The organism is Kribbella sancticallisti (assembly GCF_039530625.1).
Lineage (GTDB): Bacteria > Actinomycetota > Actinomycetes > Propionibacteriales > Kribbellaceae > Kribbella > Kribbella sancticallisti.
Map to the genome: position 1 here is coordinate 336,433 of NZ_BAAAOS010000007.1, position 20,293 is coordinate 356,725.

21 protein-coding genes and 1 riboswitch are annotated in these 20,293 nt (G+C 67.9%); of the genes, 10 read left to right on the plus strand and 11 right to left on the minus strand.

The genetic code is table 11. The features are described from left to right. The coding region (locus ABD255_RS04730) for a carbohydrate ABC transporter permease (protein WP_344210129.1) at nucleotides 1–896 on the plus strand (896 nt) is incomplete at its 5' end. After that, on the plus strand, nucleotides 896–1,765 hold the full coding sequence (locus ABD255_RS04735) for a carbohydrate ABC transporter permease (protein WP_344210131.1): 870 nt from the start codon (nucleotides 896–898) through the stop codon (nucleotides 1,763–1,765). The genes ABD255_RS04730 and ABD255_RS04735, both read left to right, overlap by 1 nt. On the opposite strand, the gene ABD255_RS04740 is transcribed toward ABD255_RS04735, so the two are convergent. Further along, nucleotides 1,755–2,738, minus strand: a complete 984-nt coding sequence (locus ABD255_RS04740) for an LLM class flavin-dependent oxidoreductase (RefSeq protein ID WP_344210133.1) — start codon at nucleotides 2,736–2,738, stop codon at nucleotides 1,755–1,757. The genes ABD255_RS04735 and ABD255_RS04740 overlap by 11 nt on opposite strands. 99 nt (nucleotides 2,739–2,837) lie before the next feature. Here ABD255_RS04740 and ABD255_RS04745 point away from each other — a divergent pair, with 99 nt between their 5' ends. Beyond that, nucleotides 2,838–3,971, plus strand: coding sequence for a mandelate racemase/muconate lactonizing enzyme family protein (locus tag ABD255_RS04745; protein WP_344210135.1), 1,134 nt, complete (start codon nucleotides 2,838–2,840; stop codon nucleotides 3,969–3,971). 13 nt (nucleotides 3,972–3,984) lie between these two features. Next, nucleotides 3,985–4,929, plus strand: coding sequence for a dihydrodipicolinate synthase family protein (locus ABD255_RS04750; protein ID WP_344210137.1), 945 nt, complete (start codon nucleotides 3,985–3,987; stop codon nucleotides 4,927–4,929). On the opposite strand, the gene ABD255_RS04755 is transcribed toward ABD255_RS04750, so the two are convergent. Genes ABD255_RS04755 through ABD255_RS04765 form a run of 3 tightly spaced genes read right to left on the minus strand, consistent with a single transcriptional unit; the run spans nucleotide 4,904 to nucleotide 7,543 of the window. Beyond that, a complete protein-coding gene (locus tag ABD255_RS04755; RefSeq protein ID WP_344210139.1) occupies nucleotides 4,904–5,647 on the minus strand; it encodes an amidohydrolase family protein in 744 nt (247 codons plus the stop codon). The two genes, ABD255_RS04750 and ABD255_RS04755, sit on opposite strands and share 26 nt — an antisense overlap. After that, nucleotides 5,647–6,378 carry an amidohydrolase family protein gene (locus tag ABD255_RS04760; RefSeq protein ID WP_344210141.1) on the minus strand — a complete coding sequence of 244 codons (732 nt, stop codon included), beginning with the start codon at nucleotides 6,376–6,378 and terminating at the stop codon, nucleotides 5,647–5,649. The genes ABD255_RS04755 and ABD255_RS04760 overlap by 1 nt, the downstream gene beginning before the upstream one ends. Further along, nucleotides 6,371–7,543, minus strand: coding sequence for a DegT/DnrJ/EryC1/StrS family aminotransferase (locus ABD255_RS04765; protein ID WP_344210143.1), 1,173 nt, complete (start codon nucleotides 7,541–7,543; stop codon nucleotides 6,371–6,373). Before ABD255_RS04765 ends, ABD255_RS04760 begins: the two co-directional genes overlap by 8 nt. Before the next feature lie 168 nt (nucleotides 7,544–7,711). Here ABD255_RS04765 and ABD255_RS04770 point away from each other — a divergent pair, with 168 nt between their 5' ends. Further along, nucleotides 7,712–8,938: a hypothetical protein gene (locus ABD255_RS04770; protein ID WP_344210145.1), complete on the plus strand. Its 1,227-nt coding sequence runs from the start codon at nucleotides 7,712–7,714 to the stop codon at nucleotides 8,936–8,938. Nucleotides 8,939–8,952: 14 nt separating this feature from the next. Here the strand turns inward: ABD255_RS04770 and ABD255_RS04775 are convergent, their stop codons facing one another. After that, nucleotides 8,953–10,080 (minus strand): zinc-binding dehydrogenase, encoded by a 1,128-nt coding sequence (locus ABD255_RS04775; RefSeq protein WP_344210147.1) that lies wholly within the window; start codon nucleotides 10,078–10,080, stop codon nucleotides 8,953–8,955. A 20-nt stretch (nucleotides 10,081–10,100) separates the two neighbouring features. On the opposite strand from ABD255_RS04775, the gene ABD255_RS04780 reads away from it, so the two are divergent. From ABD255_RS04780 to ABD255_RS04800, 5 genes are all read left to right on the plus strand, one after another. After that, nucleotides 10,101–10,685 (plus strand): DinB family protein, encoded by a 585-nt coding sequence (locus ABD255_RS04780; protein WP_344210149.1) that lies wholly within the window; start codon nucleotides 10,101–10,103, stop codon nucleotides 10,683–10,685. 106 nt (nucleotides 10,686–10,791) lie between these two features. Further along, nucleotides 10,792–11,112, plus strand: coding sequence for a DUF427 domain-containing protein (locus ABD255_RS04785; RefSeq protein ID WP_344210151.1), 321 nt, complete (start codon nucleotides 10,792–10,794; stop codon nucleotides 11,110–11,112). A 264-nt stretch (nucleotides 11,113–11,376) separates the two neighbouring features. Further along, on the plus strand, nucleotides 11,377–12,108 hold the full coding sequence (locus tag ABD255_RS04790; RefSeq protein ID WP_344210153.1) for a hypothetical protein: 732 nt from the start codon (nucleotides 11,377–11,379) through the stop codon (nucleotides 12,106–12,108). Beyond that, nucleotides 12,105–13,226 carry a sensor histidine kinase gene (locus ABD255_RS04795; RefSeq protein ID WP_344210155.1) on the plus strand — a complete coding sequence of 374 codons (1,122 nt, stop codon included), beginning with the start codon at nucleotides 12,105–12,107 and terminating at the stop codon, nucleotides 13,224–13,226. Before ABD255_RS04790 ends, ABD255_RS04795 begins: the two co-directional genes overlap by 4 nt. Continuing rightward, nucleotides 13,226–13,897: a response regulator gene (locus tag ABD255_RS04800; RefSeq protein ID WP_344210157.1), complete on the plus strand. Its 672-nt coding sequence runs from the start codon at nucleotides 13,226–13,228 to the stop codon at nucleotides 13,895–13,897. Before ABD255_RS04795 ends, ABD255_RS04800 begins: the two co-directional genes overlap by 1 nt. A gap of 23 nt (nucleotides 13,898–13,920) precedes the next feature. On the opposite strand, the gene ABD255_RS04805 is transcribed toward ABD255_RS04800, so the two are convergent. The 6 genes from ABD255_RS04805 to ABD255_RS04830 form a co-directional block, all read right to left on the minus strand. Next, the gene (locus ABD255_RS04805) at nucleotides 13,921–14,196 is read right to left on the minus strand and encodes a ubiquitin-like small modifier protein 1 (protein WP_344210159.1); all 276 of its coding nucleotides are present in this window, start codon (nucleotides 14,194–14,196) and stop codon (nucleotides 13,921–13,923) included. Beyond that, nucleotides 14,193–15,461 carry a threonine synthase gene (gene thrC, locus ABD255_RS04810; protein WP_344210161.1) on the minus strand — a complete coding sequence of 423 codons (1,269 nt, stop codon included), beginning with the start codon at nucleotides 15,459–15,461 and terminating at the stop codon, nucleotides 14,193–14,195. The genes ABD255_RS04805 and thrC overlap by 4 nt, the downstream gene beginning before the upstream one ends. A 13-nt stretch (nucleotides 15,462–15,474) precedes the next feature. Continuing rightward, nucleotides 15,475–15,613, minus strand: a riboswitch (SAM riboswitch). An 87-nt stretch (nucleotides 15,614–15,700) separates the two neighbouring features. Then, nucleotides 15,701–16,666, minus strand: coding sequence for a GlxA family transcriptional regulator (locus tag ABD255_RS04815; RefSeq protein WP_344210162.1), 966 nt, complete (start codon nucleotides 16,664–16,666; stop codon nucleotides 15,701–15,703). A gap of 155 nt (nucleotides 16,667–16,821) precedes the next feature. Continuing rightward, entirely contained in the window at nucleotides 16,822–18,069 is a 1,248-nt protein-coding gene (locus ABD255_RS04820; protein ID WP_344210164.1) for a cation:proton antiporter, read from the minus strand. A gap of 75 nt (nucleotides 18,070–18,144) precedes the next feature. Then, nucleotides 18,145–19,002: a DNA-3-methyladenine glycosylase family protein gene (locus tag ABD255_RS04825; protein WP_344210166.1), complete on the minus strand. Its 858-nt coding sequence runs from the start codon at nucleotides 19,000–19,002 to the stop codon at nucleotides 18,145–18,147. A 126-nt stretch (nucleotides 19,003–19,128) separates the two neighbouring features. After that, a complete protein-coding gene (locus ABD255_RS04830) occupies nucleotides 19,129–20,292 on the minus strand; it encodes a Fic family protein (protein WP_344210168.1) in 1,164 nt (387 codons plus the stop codon). Nucleotide 20,293: the final 1 nt, after the last annotated feature.

A 20,293-nucleotide genomic window follows, 5' to 3' on the forward strand; every position in this document is an offset into this window, starting at 1 on the left:
CCCCCCGACGGCCGGCCGTACCGGCGGAGCGCCGCTGGTTCTCGGGGCGGTCGCGGGCCGGGTTGTTGTTCGTGGCTCCGATGCTGGTGCTGTTCATCGTGTTCCGCTTCGTGCCGGTGGTTGGCGCAGTGTTGCTCTCGCTGACCGACTACCGGCTCAGCGGGCAGTGGTCGTTCATCTCGCTGGACAACTACACCCGCCTGCTGCGCGACTCGATGTTCCACGAGAGCCTCGTCGTCACGCTCACCTACACAGCGGTCTTCGTGCCGCTGACCGTGCTGCTCTCCCTGGGTACCGCGATGCTCCTGCACCAGGTGGTCTGGCGGCGCGGCTTCTTCAGGGGTGTCTTCTTCCTCCCCTACGTGACCAGCATCGTGCTGGCCGCGGTGATCTGGAAGTGGATCTACGACGCCGAGAGCGGCCTGCTCAACGGCATCCTCGGCCTGGCCTCCCTGGGCCCGGTCGACTTCCTCGGCCGCGCCGAACTGGTACTGCCCTCGATCGCGGTGACGTCTGCCTGGAAGGGCTTCGGCTACTCGATGCTGATTCTGCTGGCCGGGCTCCAGTCAGTCCCCCGCTCCTACCTCGAGGCCGCGATGATCGACGGCGCCGGTAGTTGGCAGCGGTTCCGCTACGTGACGCTGCCGCAACTGCGGCCGGTGCTCTTCTTCGTGCTGGTGATCGAGACCATCGGCGCGTTCCAGGTCTTCGACGCGATGTATGTGATGACCGGCGGCGGACCGGTCCGATCCAGCTACTCGCTCGTCTACCTGCTGTACGACTCCGGCTTCAAGTACTTCGACTTCGGCTACGCGAGCGCGATCGGCCTGGTGCTGTTCGCCATCGTGCTGGTCGTCTCCCTGGTCCAGCGCCGCCTCGTGGGAAGAGACGACTGATGGTGAACCTCTTGGACCGGCCCGTGCTACAGCCCGTCGAGCAGCCGCGGCGCAAGGAACGACCCGTTGCCCGGCTGACCTTGCCGACTCTGCTCGCCCTGACCGCGATCGTGACCGTCGCGCCGTTCGTCGCGATGGTGCTGGTCGCCTTCGCGCCGCCCAGCGGCCGTACCTTCCCCGACGCGCTGAATCCGGCCCGGATGACGTGGGAGAACTTCTCGACCGTGCTGTCCAGTTCCGAGATCCCGCGCTGGACGGTGAACTCGCTGATCTACTCACTGGTCTCGGTGTTCTTCATCCTGCTGTTCGCGGCGATGGCCGGTTACGCGTTCGCGAAGAAGCGGTTCCCCGGCCGGGAGCTGATGTTCTGGGCGTTCCTGGCGACCCTGATGGTGCCGTTCCAGGCGACGCTGATCCCGTCGTACATCCTGGTCGCGAAGCTGGACTGGGTGGACAGCTACTGGGGCCTGATCGTGCCGACGCTGGCCAACTCGCAGGCGGTGTTCCTGATGCGCCAGTTCATCGGGCAGTTGCCGGACGAGCTGTTCGAGTCGGCTCAGATCGACGGCGCCTCGGAGTGGCGGATCTTCACCGGGATCGTGCTGCCGCTGATCCGGCCGGTGCTCGCCACGCTCGGCATCTTCGTCTTCCTCTGGCACTGGAACGACTTTTTGTGGCCACTGGTGATCGGGCAGTCCGGCGACATGCTCACGCTGACGGTCGGCCTGGCGACCCTGCAGACCGAGGCAGTGCCGATCAACCAGGTGATGGCCGGCGCGACCATCACCGTCCTCCCCAGCCTGCTCGTCTTCGGCCTGCTCCAGCGCTACCTGACCGACAGCATCGCGATGACGGGCCTCAAGGCCTGATGATCTCGCCGAACGCCTCGATGGACTTCAGTACGTCGGCCTGCGGCATCCCCGGCGGCTGGATCCGCAGGATGATGCCGTCGGCACCTAGTTCCTCGTAGTGCTGCAGGCGTTCGGCGCACTCGGCGGGTGAGCCGATCACGCTGCGCGCGGCGATGTCGTCCCAACCCTGGGTGTAGCGGGAGGCGTCCGCGGAGGTGCGCTTCCAGCCGGTGTAGGCGTCGTACAGATCGCGCAGCGGGGCCTCCAGCGACTGGCGTGCCGCTTGCGAGGTCGGCGCGCAGAAGCCCTCCCGGCACAGGATCACCTCGGCACCGAGCGTGCCCTCGCCGCGCGGATAGGACCGGTACTCCGCAATCTTGGCCGGCAGGTCCGCGTCGAGTTCGTTGAACGAGGTGGTCCAGCCGTCGCACATCCGGGCGGTCCGCTCGAGCATCGCGGACACCCGGCCGCCGTTCCACAACCTGGGCCGGGGGTTCTGCAGCGGCCGGGGTGACAGGAACGCCTCATGGATCGAGGTGAACTTGCCGTCGTGGCTGACCTCGTCCTCGGTCCACAGCCGGGTGAGGATGGTGAGGCACTCCTCGAACCGTGCCACCCGCTCTGCCTGCGTCACGCCGTACAGGGCGAACTCCTCGGGGCGGTAACCGAGCACGAACCCGGCCGTCAGCCGGCCCCCGGACAGTACGTCGAGGTGCGCGAGTGTCTCGGCCAGCACGACGGGTTGGTAGAGCGGCGCGACGATACCGGCCGTGGCGATCCCGATCCGGTCGGTGTGGGCCGCCAGCCAGGTCAGCGAGGTCAGGATCTCGTGGTACCCCGGCCGGTGCAGGTGGCGCTCGCCGAGCACGATCCACTCGAAGCCGACCTGCTCGGCCAGCCTCGCCTGCTCGACCGCGTCGGACATCAGCGACCGACCCGCCCCGGAGCCCTCCGGGGAGTCGTACAGATTGAGATACAGGCCCAACCGCATCAGGGGTGCCGCCTTCCATTGACATCGACCGACCGCGCTACTTACGGTCTTGACCGTAAATGGTTTGTTCGCGCATTGCGACCCCTAGGAGCCAGAATCTTGAGTGTCGCCCGCGTTACCGAGCCCGTTCCCACCGCCGAGGCCGCGACCAACCCTGCCACCGCGCCGATCACCGCGATCCGTACCCGGGTGGTGAGCGCGCGGTACCGGCGGCCGTTCAAGATCAGCAGCGGGATCAGCACCGACCTGGTCAGCCTGGTGGTCGAGATCGAGACCGCCGACGGCACCGTCGGCGTCGGCGAGACCTCGCCGATGACCGCCTACACCGGCGAGACGCTGGCCGGCGTGACCGCCGCCATCGAGGAGCACCTCGCGCCCGCCCTGATCGGCCACGACCCCCTCGACCGCGCCGGTGCCCACCTGCAGATGGACGCCGTACTGCGTGGGCAGCACGTGGCGAAGGCCGGACTGGACATCGCCCTCTACGACCTGGCCGGGCGGCTCAGCGGCTGGCCGGTCCACACCCTGCTGGGCGGCAAGGTCCGCGACCGGGTCCAGACCGCCTGGGTGGTCGGGCTCGGCACACTGGACGAGATGGCGGCCGAAGCAGCGGAGTACGCCGATCGCGGCTTCCGGCATCTCAAGGTCAAGGGGGGCAAGGACCCCGCGCAGGACCTTGAATTGGTCCGGGCGGTTCGTGCTGCCCTCCCGGCAGATGCGGAGATCTGCCTGGACGCCAACGAGGGGTACGACGCGACAACGGCACTACCGATGCTCACCAAGATGACCGAGGCGGGGTTGTCGCTCCTGGAGCAGCCCCTGCCGCGCTGGGACCTCGCGGGGCTCGTCAGACTCCGGGAGCGGCTCGACGTACGGCTGATGGTCGACGAGAGCATGCACTCGCTGCAGGACGCTCTGGAGATCGTCCGGCGGGGTGCGGCCGACGTACTGAACATCAAGATCCTCAAGGTCGGTGGACTCCACCGGGCGCTGCAGATCGCCAACGTCGCCGAGGCGGCCGGCCTGGCAGTGAAGATCGGGTCCATGCCAGAGCTAGGCGTCGCTACGCTCGCAGCAGTCCACCTAGCGGCTGCAGTGCCGGGCGCCACGGTCCCGGCGGACCTGGTCGGGCCGATGCTGGTCACTGAGGAACCACTGGCGCCCAGCGTCTTCGGCGAGGCCAACGGTTGGGTCGACGTACCGACTCGGCCTGGCCTCGGCCACGACGTCTGAGAGGGGAGATCGCATGCACGCGCTGGTAGACCAACTCCGCGGCACCCTGCTGCCCGCTGTCGTCACCCCGATGGACGGCTCGGGTGTGGTGGCCTACGACGCCCTGACCTCGTACGCCGAGGCGATCGCGGCTGGGCCGATCGGTGGACTCGCCGTGTGGGCACACACCGGCCGGGGGCTCTACCTGAGCGAGTCGGATCGGTCGAAGGTGCTCAGTACCTGGCGGCAGGCCACTAGTGCGCCAATCGTGGCCGGGGTCGGAGTACCGCGTGCTCTGTCGGTCGACAACCTTCAGGAGGCGGCAGACGCGACGGTGGCGATGGCGGTGAGCGCTGCTAGTCACGAGGCTGACGCGGTGATGGTCTATCCCCTTGCTGCGCTGGGTTCTCAGCCTGACGGACATGATGCCGCCGTACGCCTGCATGAGCGGGTTGCGGCCGCGTGTGGGCTTCCGCTGGTCGGCTTCTACCTGCACGGGGAGGCTGGGGGTTATCCGTATCCGCCGGTGCTGATCCGGGACCTGCTGGAACTGCCCGAGATGCTGGGGATCAAAACCGCGACGCTGCATCAGGCGATCGGCTGCCAGGACGCGATCTGGGCCGGCCGGAGTACGGGAAAGTTGTCGATCACGGGCGAGGACCGGATGTTCGGGCCGTCGATGATGTGGGGTGCGGATACCGCGCTGGTGGGGATCGCGGCCGCTCAGGTGGAGCTGTCGGCCGCAGTACTGCGGGCTTGGACGGCGGGCGATCACCACGGCTTCGTGGCGGCGTCGGAGCGGCTGGATCGCTTCGCCGCGGCGACCTTCTACGATCCGATCGAGGGCTACGTGCAGCGGATGCTGTGGGCCGCGGTCTGGGAGGGTTTGCTGCCCGAGGACGCCGCCCACGATCCGTACGGGCCGTCGCTGCCCGCGGCGGAACGCGACACCGTCATTCGCTGCTTGGAAGGTCTCTGAAGAGAGCCTCAGCGTTCTTGGACAGCACCAACTCCAACTCGTCCGGGGTGAAGCCCGCGTCGCGGATGACGCCGAGTGACACGCATGGGTCGATCAGAGTCGAGTCGGTCCCGAACAAGAACTGCCCGATCGGTACTCCGGCCGCCCGGGCGAAGGGGATCCGGCCGGCGTCCGTCACCGTGCGGCAGTGCTCGAGGTAGAGCCGGTCGCATTCCACGGCGGCTCGGGCTGCCTCGCGCCAGGCGTCTCCGCCGGCATGTCCCACGATCACCTTGAGGTTGATCCTGTCCGCCAGCAACTTCGGGAGCAGGGAGACGTCCTTGCCCCAGGTGTGCAGGAGCAACGGCACACCGATCTCGTCGAGCATGTCGAACGTTTCCGCCATCAGGGGATCGCCGATCGAGACGCCGGGATAGGTGGTGTGGATCTTCGCGCCGAGGAACCGGCCGGTGCTCAGGCAGTCGCGGAGATCCTCGGCGCTGCGCTCGAGACGGTTGGGGTTGACCACCGCGTAGCCGTAGAGCCTGGGTTGGTTGGTGAGCACCTCCGCCAGCGCCGCGTTGCCGGCGACAGCGTCGTACACGACCGCCTCGGCGGCGGAGACGATCTGCAGGTCGATGCCGTACCGGTCCATCAGCTCGACGTTGAGGCTGACGTCACCCACGTCGAGATGGAACGGCCAGGGTCCCCAGTGGCCGTGCACGTCGATGATCCGCATCAGCCCAGCAACTCCTTCATGTTGCCCCCGGCAATCAAGGCACGGTCCTCGGCGCTGATACCGGCGTACCGCAGCCTGAGCGTCTGCGGCGAGACATCCATGAACGGCGTCCGCGACCCGAACACCAGATGCCGCGCCCCGACCGTCTCCACCACCCGCTCGATCCCGTCCGGACTCGACAACATCCGCGTCGTCGCCCGAAACCCCGCCTCATCTCTGGCCATCAGCAAGAAGTCCGTCAGCAGATACACATGCAGATCCAGAAAGACCACGTCGGCTCCCCGCCCGGCCAGCACCGGCCCGAACTTCCGCGGATCCCCGTCCTGCAGAATCACCATCTCCCGCCGGACCGCTTCCCCCACCACATGCTCATAAGCCGGCGTACTCCCCACCACCCCTTGCACCCCCGTAAACAGCCGCAAACACCGCACCCCCTGCGCCGTCAGCCAGTCCAACCGGTCGCCTACTCCGACCGCATCCCGCAGATCCACAGTCCCCACCGGAATCAGTTCCGCAGAGGAAACGGCCAGAGTCTCCGCGTTGCCTGTGGTGGCGTCGAAGAGGGCGCCTCGGGTGGAGATCGCCAGCGCGCGCTGGATGCCCGAGCTGGTCAGGTGGTTGCGTACGGCATCCAGGTCCGTGTCCTCCGGATGCGACGGCCAAGGACCGAACAGGACGTCGACGTCGTACTCGATCTGTTCTTCCGGTGTTCTGGTCAGCCAGTCAGGCACCCGCATGCACCTTCCGGAGGGCGTTGGCGATGTCGTCTACGTCCACCTTCGTGTAGGCCTCGTTCCAGGGCAACACCAAAAGGGTCCGCTCGATCAGCCGCTCCGCGTTCGGGCACAACTCGACGTTGTAGTCCCGATCCAGCGGATACCGCGAACTCCCGTAGATCGGCGTCTCGGTGAACACCGGATTGGCGTACAGCGGCCGATCCAGATACCCGGCCGAGGCAGGAACCCCCTCCGCAGCCAACTCCGCAGCCCACCGCCGGTTCTCGCCCGGCACGATCAACGGGAACAACCACCACGCATGCCCAGCCACCGCCGGCAGCCCCAATCCCTCGAGCCCGCCAAGCGCATCGACCAACTGCTCGGCACGAGCCCGCCGCCGCTCGACCACCCCGCCGACCTTCGCCAACTGACACCGAGCGACGGCCGCGACCAGTTCCGTCATCCGGTAGTTCAGCCCGAACACGAGATGCACCCGCCCGTGCTCCCGATCCCACCCCTTGTCCATGAACAGCCGCATCCGGGCAGCAAGCTCCGGACTATCGGTGATCGCGAGCCCACCATCCCCCGCGGTGATGTGCTTGTACTGCTGCAGACTGAAGCACGCGATGTCCCCGAAGGTGCCGAGCAGCGAACCATCGGCCGCCGTCCCGAGCCACGCCTGCGCACAGTCCTCGATCAGCATCAACCCGTACCGGTCCGCGATCCCCCGCAACGCCACGATGTCGGCCGGCGCCCCGAACAGGTGGACCGCGATGATCGCTTTGGTCCGCGGCGTGATCGCCGCCTCCACCGCGACCGGATCGAGATTGCCGGTGCCGGGATCCACGTCGGCGAACACCGGTACGCCGTTCTGCGCGAGGATCGGCGCGACCGTGCCGAAGTCCGAGATCGGCGTGGTGATCACCTCGTCGCCCGGGTCGAACCGAATCGCCGCCACCGCCAGATGCAACGCGGCCGTCCCCGAACTACAGGCGACCGCCTCCTCCCGGCCGTAGATCGCGGCCATCTCCGATTCCAGCGCTCGCGCCTCGCCGCCGAAGGTGCTGCAGAGCACGGCGGAGTCGAGCACCCGCAGTACGGCCTCGCGTTCCTCGGTACCGAGTGTGCGTCCGGCCGGCTCGAGGACGCCGGGCAGTGGACGGCGGGCCGTTCCGGACATGAGCGTCTCCAACCCTCGACAATTTAGGTCTTGACCGAAACGCTAAAGATGAGGTCAAGTGTCGTCAAGCGCAGCGCAAGAACGGGCAAGCCGTGCGCTATTCTCCGATTTGAGGGCCGGGCCAGAAGTTCCGGTCACCCTGGGGCGAACCGGCAAGGAGTGCACCACGTGATCACCGTCGGGATCATCGGCCCGGAGGACCTGGTCCAGCGCGTGCTGGCGGTCGGGACGGCCGGCGCGGCCACCCTGCTGCCGCTGCCCTACCGGCACGAGAGCGAGACCGTCGCGCTGGTCGAGCAGGTCCAGGAGAAGGTCGACGCGATCCTGTTCACCGGCGTCGTCCCGTACACGATCGCCACCGCCGCCGGCGTGATCGACCGCCCGTCGATGTACGTCTCGTACGACGGCGCCACCCTGCTGCGGGCACTGGTCGAACTGCTCCGGCTCGGCCACGACGTCACCCGGCTCTCGATCGACACGCTGCGGCGGACCGAAGTACTGGAGACCCTGATCGAGGCGAAGCTGCCGACCGACCAGATCCACGTACTGCCCTACCGCGCCGGGCTGACCTCCGACGACATCGTCGCCTTCCACCGCACCGCCCGGGAGCGGCACGACACGAAGATCGCGATCAGCTGCCTCGGCTCGGCCTTCCACCTACTGGAGAACGAGATGCCGTCCGTACGGCTCGCGCCCTCGCGGTACTCGATCCAGTCCACCCTGCAGGCGCTCGTCCTGACCACGACCGGCCAGCACGTGGGCGACGCTCAGGTCGCCCTCGGCATCATCGAACTGCCCGAGCCGGACGACGCGCTCGCCGGCGACCTGATCACCCTGGGCGGCAGCCTCGCGGCGCTGCCCGACGGCCGGAACCTGGTCGTGACCACGCGCGGCCTGCTCGAGCAGGCGACTGAGCAATTCACCCGGATGCCGCTGCTCGACCACCTGGCCGCGCGTCACGCCACCGCCCGCGTCGGCTTCGGAGTAGGCCGTACTGCGGCCGAGGCCGAGGCGCTCGCTCGCCGCGCCGTCAGCCGAGCCGCGTCGATCGGCACGGTCGCCGGGGTGGTGTCGATGTCGGACGACGTCGAGATCGTCATCGAGCCCTCCAGCGAACAGGCCCAGCCCGCGACCGAACGCGGCCCGGAAAGCCTGCCCCTACTGGCTCGCCGGGTCGGCCTCAACACCCAAACCCTCTCCCGGATGCGCGAACTAGGCGCGTCCCTCCCCGACGGCCTCACCACCCAGGACGTCGCCGAGCACCTCGCCGTACAGCTCCGCACCGCCCGCCGCGTCCTCAAACGCCTGGAACGCGCCGGCCTGGCCGACCCGATCGGCAGCCAACAACACGGCCGCACCGGCCGCCCGCCGACGATCTACCTGATCAGGCTCTGATTCCGCTTACCTGATCAGGCCGTGATCCCCTGCGGCCTGATCACCGTCACGCCGGCCGGGGTCCCGGCAGTCATCGCATCCAACGCGCCCGGCACCTCGTCGAGCCCGATCGTACGAGTGATCAACTCCTGCGGCCTGAGGTTGCCCGAAGCAACCAAATCAAGCATCTCCGGATAGCTGTGCGCCGCCATCCCATGGCTGCCGAGCCACTCCAACTCCTGCCCGATCAACCGACTAACATCCAGCTGCACCCCCGCCGGCAGCAACCCCACCTGCAGATGCCGCCCCCGAGGCCTTAAGGCCCGCAACGCGTCCTGCACGATCTCGTTGGACCCAAGCGCATCCATCGTCACCCGAGCCCCACCACCGGTCAGCTCCAGGATCTCCCGCACCGCCTCAGGACCCGCGTGTACAACGTCCGCCGCCCCATACGAGCGAGCCAATTCCAACGCAGCCGGGTTGGTATCCACCGCGATCACCCGAGCTCCGAGCGCCGCCGCGATCATCACTGCGGACAACCCCACCCCACCGCACCCAAAGACCACCACGTTCTCGCCGGCCTCGACCCGGCCAACCTGGTGAATCGCCCGAAACGAGGTAGCGAACCGACATCCGAGCCCCGCCGCCGTATCGAAGTCCAACCCCTCCGGCAACCGAACCAAGTTCACCTCGGCAAACGGCAAAGCGACGTACTCCGCGAACGACCCCCAGTAGTTGAACCCCGGCTGCAACTGATGAGGGCAAACCTGGTGATTCCCCTCCACGCACTGCTCACAAACCCCACAGGCACAGATGAACGGCGTAGTCACCCGATCCCCGACGGCCCACCCCCGTACCCCTTCACCAACGGCCGCGATCGTCCCCGCCAGCTCATGCCCCGGCACATGCGGCAACACGATGTCCGAGTCATGCCCCTGCCACCCATGCCAATCACTACGACACAACCCAGTGGCCTCAACCTTCACCACCACCCCGCCAGCACCCACCACCGGCTCCCCCACCTGCTGAACCCTAGGCAGTACCCCGAACTCCTCCACCACAACAGCCCGCATCCCGCCATCCTCCCCGAGCACGGGTAGTAAGGCGCCCCCCGGGGTGTTGCCTGGCGCGGCCGGCGATCCCGCCAAAGCTTGAGCACTCATGCTCTGCCACGCTGGTCCACGTGATCGACAACTTTGCCAAGGAGTACCTGCACGACAACCTGCGCTCCGTACGCCAGTCGCTCCTGTTCAAGTTGGAGGGACTCTCCGAGTACGACGTACGGCGTCCGCTCACCAAGACCGGCACCAATCTGCTCGGCCTGGTCAAGCACCTGACCTTGTCGGAAGCGCGGTACTTCGGCGAGATCTTCGGTCGGCCGTTCCCCGAGCCGTTGCCCCGGTTCGACGACCCCGACTACGCGAACCACGACCACCTCTGGGTCACCGAGCAGGAATCACACGCCGACATCATCGACGGGTACAAGCGCGCCTGGCGCCACTCTGACGACACCATCGAAGCGCTGCCGATCGACGCCCCCGGCTTCGTCCCATGGTGGCCGCGGCCCAACGTGAAGCTGTTCAACGTGATGGTCCACGTCCTCACCGAGACCAACCGCCACGCCGGCCACGCCGACATCCTCCGCGAGCAGCTGGACGGCGCGACCGGAGCCGGTCCGGCCACGACGTCAGACCACGACGACACCGACTGGGACGCACACCGCTCGAGGATCGAGAAGGCAGCCCGAGAAGCCAGTTCCAACACCTGACCGAAGGTCCTGCATCGACCCTGATCACCGATCCGGGTAGCGGCGCAGGCTCAGCGCCGTCAAGCTGAAGGTGTTCGGTCCCCGCCGGAAGGGAAACTCGAGTTCGATGACCGTGCGAGCTGTTTGGAACGATGCCGTCCTGGCCGAGAGCGATGACACGATCGTCGTCGAGGACAACCACTACTTCCCGGCCGAATCGCTGCGGCGCGAACACTTCTCCCCGAGCTCGACCAAGACGCTGTGCCCGTGGAAGGGCCTGGCCTCGCACTACTCGATCACCGTCGACGAGGCGACCAACCCCGACGCGGCCTGGTACTACCCGCATCCGTCACCACTGGCCCGCAAGATCAAGAACCGGGTCGCGTTCGGGCAGGGCGTCCAGGTCATCGACACCGAACAAGCCGACACCGTACGGGGCGACCGATGATCGACGCACAGGTGAACATCCGCGACGACAAGGTGTACCTGCGGAAACGCACACCGGTCGAGAATCGAGAAAGCTCCAACACCTGACCGACCTGTCAATAGTTCTGGGGTCGCATTCGGTCGTTCCTGCGGACAGACGCGACGAGGGTGCGCGTTGCAGCATCGTCGGGGTATGAACAGAGCCGCGGTGATAGTGAGTGGAATTGCAGGTGGGGTAGGAATCGCCAGTGCGGCCCTGCCGCAGTCGGTGCATTACGACACAGGGATGGCGCCCTGGTGGGTCGCGGTGGCCGCGGCGGGCATCGCCTTGCTGCCTCGCCGGTACTGCGGATGGGTCGCGGCCGTGCTGTTCCTCTGGGGTGCGGGTGGTGTCGTCCTCGACGCCTTCCGCGCGTTCTTCTGGGTGACGGGCATACCTGCCGGGAGTTTCGCCGAGGTCGACTGGCCCGGCGCGGCTCGGCGGATGACCTGCCTGGTGGCTGCTGCCGTGCTGTCGACAGGGCTACTGCGAGGTGGTGAGTCGCGCCACGTCTGGGGTAGCAGTTGGCTCGGGTACGCCGCGTTCGCCGCGGGCTTTCCCTATCCCATGCTGAAGCTCTACTGGTCTCTGGGCGGCTCGCTGGCCCGCCCGGCGGTCTACAACGAGGGCATGCCGGTGATGGAGTTGTTCTGCCTGGTCGCCGGCGCCGCAGTGTCGCTGGCTCTGGTCCAGAGCTGGGGTCGGCGGCTGCCGAGGGTAGTGGTACTGATTCCTGCCTGGTTCGCCACGGGGGTGCTGATCAACATGGGTGCGTTGATGGTCTTCGGGATCACCAGCCAAGCGCTGGGTATCACCGACGGGCCTGTCGACTTCGACGACGCGTCGAGCCTGCTGGGCGTGGGAGCGGTGTACCTGTCCTGGCTGGTGTTCGGTTTGACCCTTGGCGGAGCCACTTGGGCCTATCAGCGAACCACGCGGCCGATAGCGTCGATCATTCCGGAAACCGTCCGTCTGTGAGACTGGCCGACATGCGCGCCGACGCTCTGCTGGCCTTCGTGGTCGGACTCCCACTCGCGGTGTTGACCGCCGTCGTGGCCGTACTGTCGGTGCCTGGTGCCCGAGCGTTCCTCCTGATCGCAGCGGCCCTGGTGGCGCATGTCGCCTTCGCGTTTCGCCGGGCGCGGCCAGTCACGTCGCACTTGGTCATCTGCGCCGCCTTCGCCGCCGAAGCCGCTGTCACCGGCCTCTTCCTGGTCCTGCCGTCAGTACTCGTCTTCCCACTGTCACTCTTCGCCTGTACTGCGTACGCCCCGCGCAGGTGGCTGGGACTGGTGACCGGTGGTGTCGGCGCCGGCGCGGTGACGGCGAGGTTCGCCACCGACGAGAGTGTCCAAGCCGCGTCACTCGGTCCGAACCCGTGGATGCTGTTCGCCTTGCTGATGGCCGTGGTGGCAGCTGCCTGGAGCATGGGACTCTTCCGACGGACTCAGCTCGCGTATGTCCAGGTGTTGCAGGAGAGAGCCGGCCAGGCTGCCGAACTGGCGGCCCAGGGCGAACGAACCCGGATCGCGCGGGAGATGCACGACGTGGTCGCGCACTCGTTGTCGGTGATGGTCAACCAGGCCAAGGGCGGCCGCTACGCACCGGAGCGTGCCGCCGAGACCCTCGAGGTCATCGAGGACACCGGCCGTCAGGCCCTGACCGACATGCGCGGCCTGCTCGGAGTACTGCGAACTGGGCCGGCCGAGCAGCTTCCTCAACCTGGCTTGGCGGATCTGCCGGATCTGCTCGAGCGGCTCCGGAGGGCCGGACTGGCCCTGCGAGTGGTCGAGCATGGGGAGTCGCGGAGGCTGAGCCCGGCCGCCGAGCTGACGGCGTACCGGGTCGTGCAGGAGGCGCTGACGAACGTGGTGAAGCATGCGGGCGAGGCCGCCGTGGCGGTCACTCTGAGCTGGCAACAGGATGCGCTGCTCGTCGAGGTGGTCGACGACGGCGACGGTGTCGACGGGACGACGGCTGGACACGGGCTGATCGGGATGAGGGAGCGAGTGGCAGCGATCGGCGGTGGGTTGTCGACGGGGCCGGGGACGGCGGGGGGCTTCGTGGTCCGGGCGACGATCCCGGTGGAGCGGTGATGACGGAGCGCAGGATCAAGGTCTTCGTGGTCGATGACCAGGAACTGGTTCGGATCGGCACGACGATGGTGGTCGGTTCTCAGCCGGACCTGGAGGTGGTCGGTGAGGCTGCCGACGGTGCCGAGGCGCTGTCACGGCTGGCGGTCACGGCGGCGGACGTGGTGCTGATGGACGTGCGGATGCCCCGGATGGACGGCGTGGAAGCCACCGGCCGCCTGCTCGCCCGCCCGGGCGCAGGGCCGAAGGTGATCGTGCTGACCACCTTCGACCTGGACGAGTACGCGTTCGCGGCGCTGCGAGCCGGCGCTTCCGGATTCCTGCTGAAGGACGGCCCGGCCGACGAACTGCTCGGCGCGATCCGGACCGTCCACCGTGGCGACGCCGTGATCGCCCCCTCGACGACGCGCCGCCTGCTCGACCATGTCGCTCCGGACCTGCCGGTCAAGGGCGCGGCCGAACGCGATCCGCTCGGAGGGCTGACCGAACGCGAACGGGAGGTCCTCGTACTAGTTGCCCAAGGCAAATCCAACGCGGAGATCGCGGGGACGTTGTTCCTCGCCGAGGGCACGGTCAAAACCCACGTCAGCCGGGTGCTCGCGAAGCTGTCCCTCCGCGACCGCGTCCAAGCCGTCATCTGGGCCTACGAACACCGCGTGAACGGCGTCATCTGACAGACCGAACCCGCAGTACGGAGTCAGCCGCCGGCGACCGCGGGGATGATGGAGACCTCGCCGCCGTCCTTGATCGCGGTCTGCAGGCCGTCGTCGAAGCGCACGTCGTTGTTGTCGACGTAGACGTTGACGAAGCGGCGCAGTTCGCCGGAGTCGTCGAGCACGCGGGCCTTGATGCCGGGGTAGGAGGTGTCGAGGGAGTCGAGCACTTCGCTCAGTGTGGAACCCTCGACCGAGACCGAGGACGCGCCCTGGGTGTAGGGCCGCAGGATGGTCGGTACCCGAACGCTGACGCTCACTGCAGTCCTGCCTTCACGAAGGCGTCGTACGACGCTGGGATGGTCACCTTGGGGCCGACCCGGTCGGCCACGGCGTCGAGCGTCTTGAGCCCGTCGCCGGAGTTGATGATCACCGTCTCGGCGTCGGGATCGATCTGGCCGGTCGCGATCAGCTTCTTCAGCGTCGCGATGGTCACCCCGCCCGCGGTCTCGGTGAAGATGCCCTCGGTCCGGGCGAGCAACTGGATGCCTTCGATGACCTCTTCGTCGCTGACGTCCTCGATCACCCCGCCGGTACGCCGGGCCACGTCCAGCACGTATGGGCCGTCTGCCGGGTTGCCGATCGCCAGGGACTTCGCGATGGTGTCGGGCTTGACCGGCTTGACCACGTCGTGGCCGTCGCGGAACGCCTGCGCGACCGGGGAGCACCCGGTCGCCTGCGCGCCGTAGATCTTGTAATCGGTCGCGTCGACCAGGCCCAGCTTGCCGAGCTCGGTGAAGCCCTTGTCGATCTTGGTCAGCTGCGAGCCGGAGGCGACCGGGATGACGACCTGCTGCGGGATCCGCCAGCCGAGCTGCTCGGCGATCTCGAAGGCGAGCGTCTTCGAGCCCTCGGAGTAGTACGGGCGGACGTTGACGTTGACGAACGCCCAGCCGTCCTCCTCGCCCGCGATCTCGGAGGCGAGCTTGTTCACGTCGTCGTAGTTGCCGTCGACGGCGACCAGGGTGCCGCCGTACACGGCGGTGGTGATGATCTTGGGGCGCTCGAGGTCCTTCGGGATGAAGACGACCGAGCGGATACCGGCCCGGGCTGCCGCCGCGGCGACGGCGTTGGCCAGGTTGCCGGTGGAGGGGCAGGCGAAGACCTTCATGCCGAGCTCGCGGGTGGCGCTCAGGGCGGACGCGACCACGCGGTCCTTGAAGGAGTGGGTCGGGTTGCCCGAGTCGTCCTTCACCCAGAGCTTGCGCAGGCCGAGCTCGCGGGCCAGGTTGCCGGCGTCGATCAGCCGGGTGTAGCCGGGTTCGGTGTTGGGGAAGCTCGCCACGTCGGTGGGCACCGGCAGCAGCGGCTGGTAGCGCCAGATGTTCTTGGGTCCGGCTTCGATCTGCTCTCGCGTGATGGTCGGGAACTCGTACCCGACCTCCAGCGGACCGAAGCACTCCATACAGGCGTAGAACGGGCCGAGTTCCGTCTTCGCGCCACAGGCGCGACAGCTCAGGTGCGTTCCGTTGCCGAAGGCACCTTCACGGATGGTGTGGGTGGCGGACGCGGTGCTCAGGCTCATGGCGGAGTTTCCCTCCTCATCTTCCCCGGACCGGATCTCGGCGCGGGACGGATTTGGCACCGTTCCGCCGCGAGCGCCTCGGATCGAGGCGTCAACGGGGAGGGTTGCCGGGACTTCAACGGGCCGTTTCCCTCAGTCCCTCTGGATGAGCACTGCCGAGATTACCCAATCGGGTCCATATTGTGTCTTCCGTTCCCAACATCCGAGACAGCCGATCTCACCTGGGCGGCCTCACCGACTCAGCCCGCCCGGCGTTCCCGGAAGGTCCGCCGGTACGCCGACGGCGACGTCCGCAGCGCCCTGCCGAAGTGGTGCCGCATCGTCACCGGGGTGGCGAACCCCGCCGCCAGCGCGATCTCCTCGACCGGCGCGTCCCCCGTCTCCAGCATCGTCAGCGCCGCCTGCACCCGCTGCGCGATCAGCCATTTGGCGGGCGTCGTCCCGGTCGCGCGGCTGAAGTGCCGCAGGTACGTCCGCGGCGACAACCCCGCCTCCCGAGCCAGATCCGGTACGCCGATCGGCTCGGCCAAGTGCTCCAGCGCCCAGCCGAGACTCCGGGCAACGGGCGCGTCGTCCGGCTCGGGCGGAATCGGAGACTCGATGTACTGCGCCTGGCCACCCGCCCGGTACGGCTGGATCACCAGTCGCCGGGCGACCGCGTTCGCCACGGCCGCGCCGAAGTCCTTGCGGACCAGGTGCATCGCCAGATCCAGCCCGGCGGCGCATCCCGCACTGGTGAGCACGTCGCCCTCGTCGGTGTACAGCGGCTCCGGGTCCACCTGGACGGCGGGATAACGCTCGCGCAGGAGGTCGGCGTACCGCCAATGTGTGGTGGCGCGGCGACCGTCGAGCAGGCCGGCTGCCCCGAGTGCGAAGGCTCCCGAGCAGATCGACACGATCCTGGCGCCGCGGCGGTGCGCTTGCCGCAGGGCCGCGATCAGTTCGGGCGAGGTCGTGCCGCGGGGATCGGCGACGCTCGGGATGACCACAGTGTCCGCGGCGGCGAACTCGTCGAGCCCGTGCGGACTGCTGAGCGTGGCACCGCCGAGCACCCGGATCGACTCGGGCGTCTCCGTGCAGACCTTCAACTCGTACCAGGGCTGGTCGATATCGGGCCAGGCGAAGCCGAACACCTCGATCACGATGCCGGCCTCGAACGCCGTCATCCCGTCGTACGCCAGTACGGACACTGTCCTCAGAGGCATGTCGAAATCTTAGCGATAGTCGTCATCCACGCCACTTCTGCGCGAGCGCGCAGGCTCGGACGATGGAGGCATGTTCGAGAAGCTGAAGGAGTTCGCCGCAGGAATCCACGCCGCCGGAGCAGTCCGGCACGGCGTCGAGCCACCCGCCGGAGCGCTCAGGAAGACCGGTCCCGGCGGATATCGAGCATCCGCATCAGCGGAGTCGCCGCGACGCCGTGAACGACCACGCTCAGTACGACGGTGAAGCCGACGGTCGCCCACAGCCAGGGCAGGTCCGTACTGAAGTCCGCCCCGGCATAAGCCAGGTAATAGACCGATCCCACACCCCGTACTCCGAACGCGGCCGTCACCCACCGCTCGGATCTCCGCATCGGCGTCCGCAGCAGCGCGAGCCACGCGACCAACGGCCGAACCACCACGACCAGCAGTACTCCGATCGCCGCGCCGGCCAGGGTCAGCGGCTTGAGCAGGCCACCGGTGATCGCGACGCCGAGCAGCAGCAGGATTCCCCAGGTCAGGATGTGCTCGAGTTGCTCGACGAACCCGTGGAGCTCCTCGTGGAACTCGTGGTCGCGCTCCGCCGCTCGCAGCGACAGGGCCGCGACGAAGACCGCGATGAAGCCGTAGCCGTGGAGCACCTCGGCCAGGCCGTAGACACCCAAGGTCATGGCGAGAGCGAGAACCGGTTCCCGGGAGTCGGCCAGCCGAAGGCTCGGGACCGGCGCGGAGAACGCCATCTTGCCGAGCAGCCAACCTGCTCCGGCGCCCACGGCCACCCCGATCACCGTCTTGCCGATCAGCTCCCAGGCGAACCACTCCAGCGCCCAGTCCCCGACCGCGCCCTTGGTGGCGGCGAAGATGGCCGCGTAGACGAAGGGAAAGGCGAGCCCGTCGTTCAGGCCGGCCTCCGAGGTGAGCGCGAAGCGGACCTCGTCGTCCTCCTCCGGTTCGGCGCCCTCACCGGTACTCGGGCCCTGGACCTGGACGTCCGAGGCGAGCACCGGGTCGGTTGGCGCCAGCACGGCGCCGAGGAGCAGGGCAGTGGCAGGCGCCAGACCGAGCAGCCAGCCTGCTCCCGCGACAGCGAAGACGGCCGCGGGCATCGCGACGAACAGCAGCCGCCACGTCACCGACCACCGGCGCCAGCCGATCGGCCGGTCGATCGCCAGTCCGACACCCATCAGGGCGATCAGGATGGTCAGTTCGGCGAGGCGTTCGGTGAGGTCCGGCTGCGCGATCGGACTCAACTGGCTCCGGTCGACCGCGAGACCGAGCAGCAGGCCGGCACCGAGGAACGCGATCGGGGCCGAGATGGCGTACCGCCGCAGCAGTCTGGGCAGGACCGCGCCGAGCAACAGGGCCACCCCTGCCACCAGGTAGAGGCCGTCCCCGTCAATCTGCATGGTGGGGACCCTAGTGCCCACATCCGGCCGCTTCACCCACCGAACCCGGCCCCGGCGTGGCCCGGGAGTGGCGGGTCAGCGGAGGCGGTGGGTGGCGCCTGGGGTGTGGGTCGGGAGCGATTTGCGGGGGCCGTAGCGCGGGTGACCGATGCCCGCCAGCTCCAGCAGGCGCTGAACCCGGAAGCGATGACCGCGGTAGGGCTCGATGAGTTCGGCGCAGCCGTCGTCGTCCAGTTCCTCGCCGGTCAACGCGTACGAGACGTTGCGGGACACGTGATAGTCGGCGAAGGAGAACGCATCCGCGTCGCCATGAGCCCGCTGCCGGACTTCCGCCGCGGTCCACACCCCGACCCCCGGCAACGACCGCAGCCGCCGCTCGACCTCCGCGCCGTCGGTCAACTGCAGGGTCCGCTCCAACGCAGCGGCCCGCGTCGCCGCCGTGATCACCACCCGCGACCGGCGCCCTTCGACACCAGCCCGCAGCCACTGCCAGGACGGAATCAGCCGCCACTCCTCAGGCGACGGCGGCACCATCATCTTCCGCCCGTCAGGAGCACCCGGCCCTGGCGCCAGTTCGCCGTACTCCCACAACAGCATCCGCCACCCGGCGAACGCCTCCTTGCCGGTGACGACCTGCTCGATCCCGGCAGCAGCCATCGCCTCGAACACCGCCCGAGTCCGAGGCACCCGGAAGTGCGGAAACCGCCGCGCGGCATCGACCAGCGGCCTGTGCTCGGCCAGCGGCTCGAACCCGTCCCAGCTGTCCGACTCACCCAGCAGTTCCGGCACACCGTCCAGCGCCCATGACGCCCCCGGTCCCCACGCCTCAGCTTCCACCTCGGCCGCAGCGGAGTACGGGGTGAGCCTCAGGAGCACCGGCCCGTCCGGCGTCCGGGTGGCCCGCCAGACCGTCCGCCGACCCACGTCGAACACGTACGCAGGGTCGCCCGGTCCCTTCCGCAACCCACCAATGACGGTATGCGGATCCACGGGCCGCCCAGGCCGCCACCGCCGCACCACCGATCTCACGCCGGTAAGTGTTACTCACCCCACCGACAACTAACCGAGCGGCATCTGAGCAGCAGCCAACAACTGGCGCATCCGGGGGTACGGATCGACCACCGGTGTCCGAGCCTCGAGCACCTTCTTCCGGAGGGCTGCAAGCTCGGGCCCCATCACGTAGTGCCTTCCCTTGGTCTCCCCGACAGGCTGCAGAAGCCCGAGTTCGGTGAGCCTGGCCAGATCCCGAGTGGCTGTCCTTTGCTCGATCCCGGCTCGGCGAACATAGGTCGAGCGGCGGATCCGGAATCCGAGGCTGGCATCGAACAGCTCGTCGGCCACCCGTTCAGGAAGATGAAATTCCTCCACCAGCTCATCGAAGGCCGACCAAAGTCGGCCTGCCTCCCGATAGCGCCGGGCGACGGTCTGAGCCTGGATGTGGTGCGCTCGCAGGTTGAACTTGACCCATAAGTCGGCCGACCTCGTCGGCTGCCAGCTACCAGCGCCAGTCAGTGCAAGCACCCGGTAATAGTCCTCCGTATTGCTTCCCAGCCACTCCTCGATGCTGGAGAAGGCGGGCTCTCCGATCCCACACTTCGACAGCACCAACGTCTGCAGCGCCCTCGCCATCCGGCCGTTCCCATCACGGAAGGGATGGATCATCACCAGGTTGAGATGAGCCATCGCCGCCCGAACCAGGTTGTCCACCTGACCATCGCCGGACAGGTCCGTCATCAGTTCCTCTACCAGCCCGGGAACATCCTCCGCCGGAGGTCCTTCGTAGACGTTCTCACCCGTCTTCTCGTCGTGGACGTAGATTTCACGCTGCCGATAACTCCCCGGACTCTTGGACAGGTCGTGGCTCAGCATCATGAAGTGCATTGCCCGGACGGCGGCGACATCGAGCGCGAAATCGGCGTCACCGGCCATCGCCAGGACATACCCCAGAGCTTGCCGGTAGCCCCTGATCTCCGCGAATGTCTGCTCGTCGGCGCTCAGAGCCTCTTCGTCATCGAGCGCCGCAACAGCGTCGTCGACCCTGACCTCATATCCCTCGATGCTGTTGGATCCCTGGATTGCCCGCGCCAGCATGCTGCGCCGAAGACCACCGGCCCAGCGACGAGGAACTCGCATGACGTCGGCCAACTCGAGCCGGAAGGCGTGAATCTGCTCCAGGATCCGCAGATCCTCGAGATCCGGTTCCGGCGTACTGAAGATCGTCATC

Coding starts and splice junctions, on each gene's coding strand:
- ABD255_RS04735 (WP_344210131.1), top strand. CDS start 896: ATGGTGAACCTCTTGGACCGGCCCGTGCTACAGCCCGTCGAGCAGCCG.
- ABD255_RS04740 (WP_344210133.1), bottom strand. CDS start 2,738: ATGCGGTTGGGCCTGTATCTCAATCTGTACGACTCCCCGGAGGGCTCC.
- ABD255_RS04750 (WP_344210137.1), top strand. CDS start 3,985: ATGCACGCGCTGGTAGACCAACTCCGCGGCACCCTGCTGCCCGCTGTC.
- ABD255_RS04755 (WP_344210139.1), bottom strand. CDS start 5,647: ATGCGGATCATCGACGTGCACGGCCACTGGGGACCCTGGCCGTTCCAT.
- ABD255_RS04765 (WP_344210143.1), bottom strand. CDS start 7,543: ATGTCCGGAACGGCCCGCCGTCCACTGCCCGGCGTCCTCGAGCCGGCC.
- ABD255_RS04775 (WP_344210147.1), bottom strand. CDS start 10,080: ATGAGTGCTCAAGCTTTGGCGGGATCGCCGGCCGCGCCAGGCAACACC.
- ABD255_RS04785 (WP_344210151.1), top strand. CDS start 10,792: ATGACCGTGCGAGCTGTTTGGAACGATGCCGTCCTGGCCGAGAGCGAT.
- ABD255_RS04790 (WP_344210153.1), top strand. CDS start 11,377: ATGGCGCCCTGGTGGGTCGCGGTGGCCGCGGCGGGCATCGCCTTGCTG.
- ABD255_RS04800 (WP_344210157.1), top strand. CDS start 13,226: ATGACGGAGCGCAGGATCAAGGTCTTCGTGGTCGATGACCAGGAACTG.
- thrC (WP_344210161.1), bottom strand. CDS start 15,461: ATGAGCCTGAGCACCGCGTCCGCCACCCACACCATCCGTGAAGGTGCC.
- ABD255_RS04815 (WP_344210162.1), bottom strand. CDS start 16,666: ATGCCTCTGAGGACAGTGTCCGTACTGGCGTACGACGGGATGACGGCG.
- ABD255_RS04820 (WP_344210164.1), bottom strand. CDS start 18,069: ATGCAGATTGACGGGGACGGCCTCTACCTGGTGGCAGGGGTGGCCCTG.
- ABD255_RS04830 (WP_344210168.1), bottom strand. CDS start 20,292: ATGACGATCTTCAGTACGCCGGAACCGGATCTCGAGGATCTGCGGATC.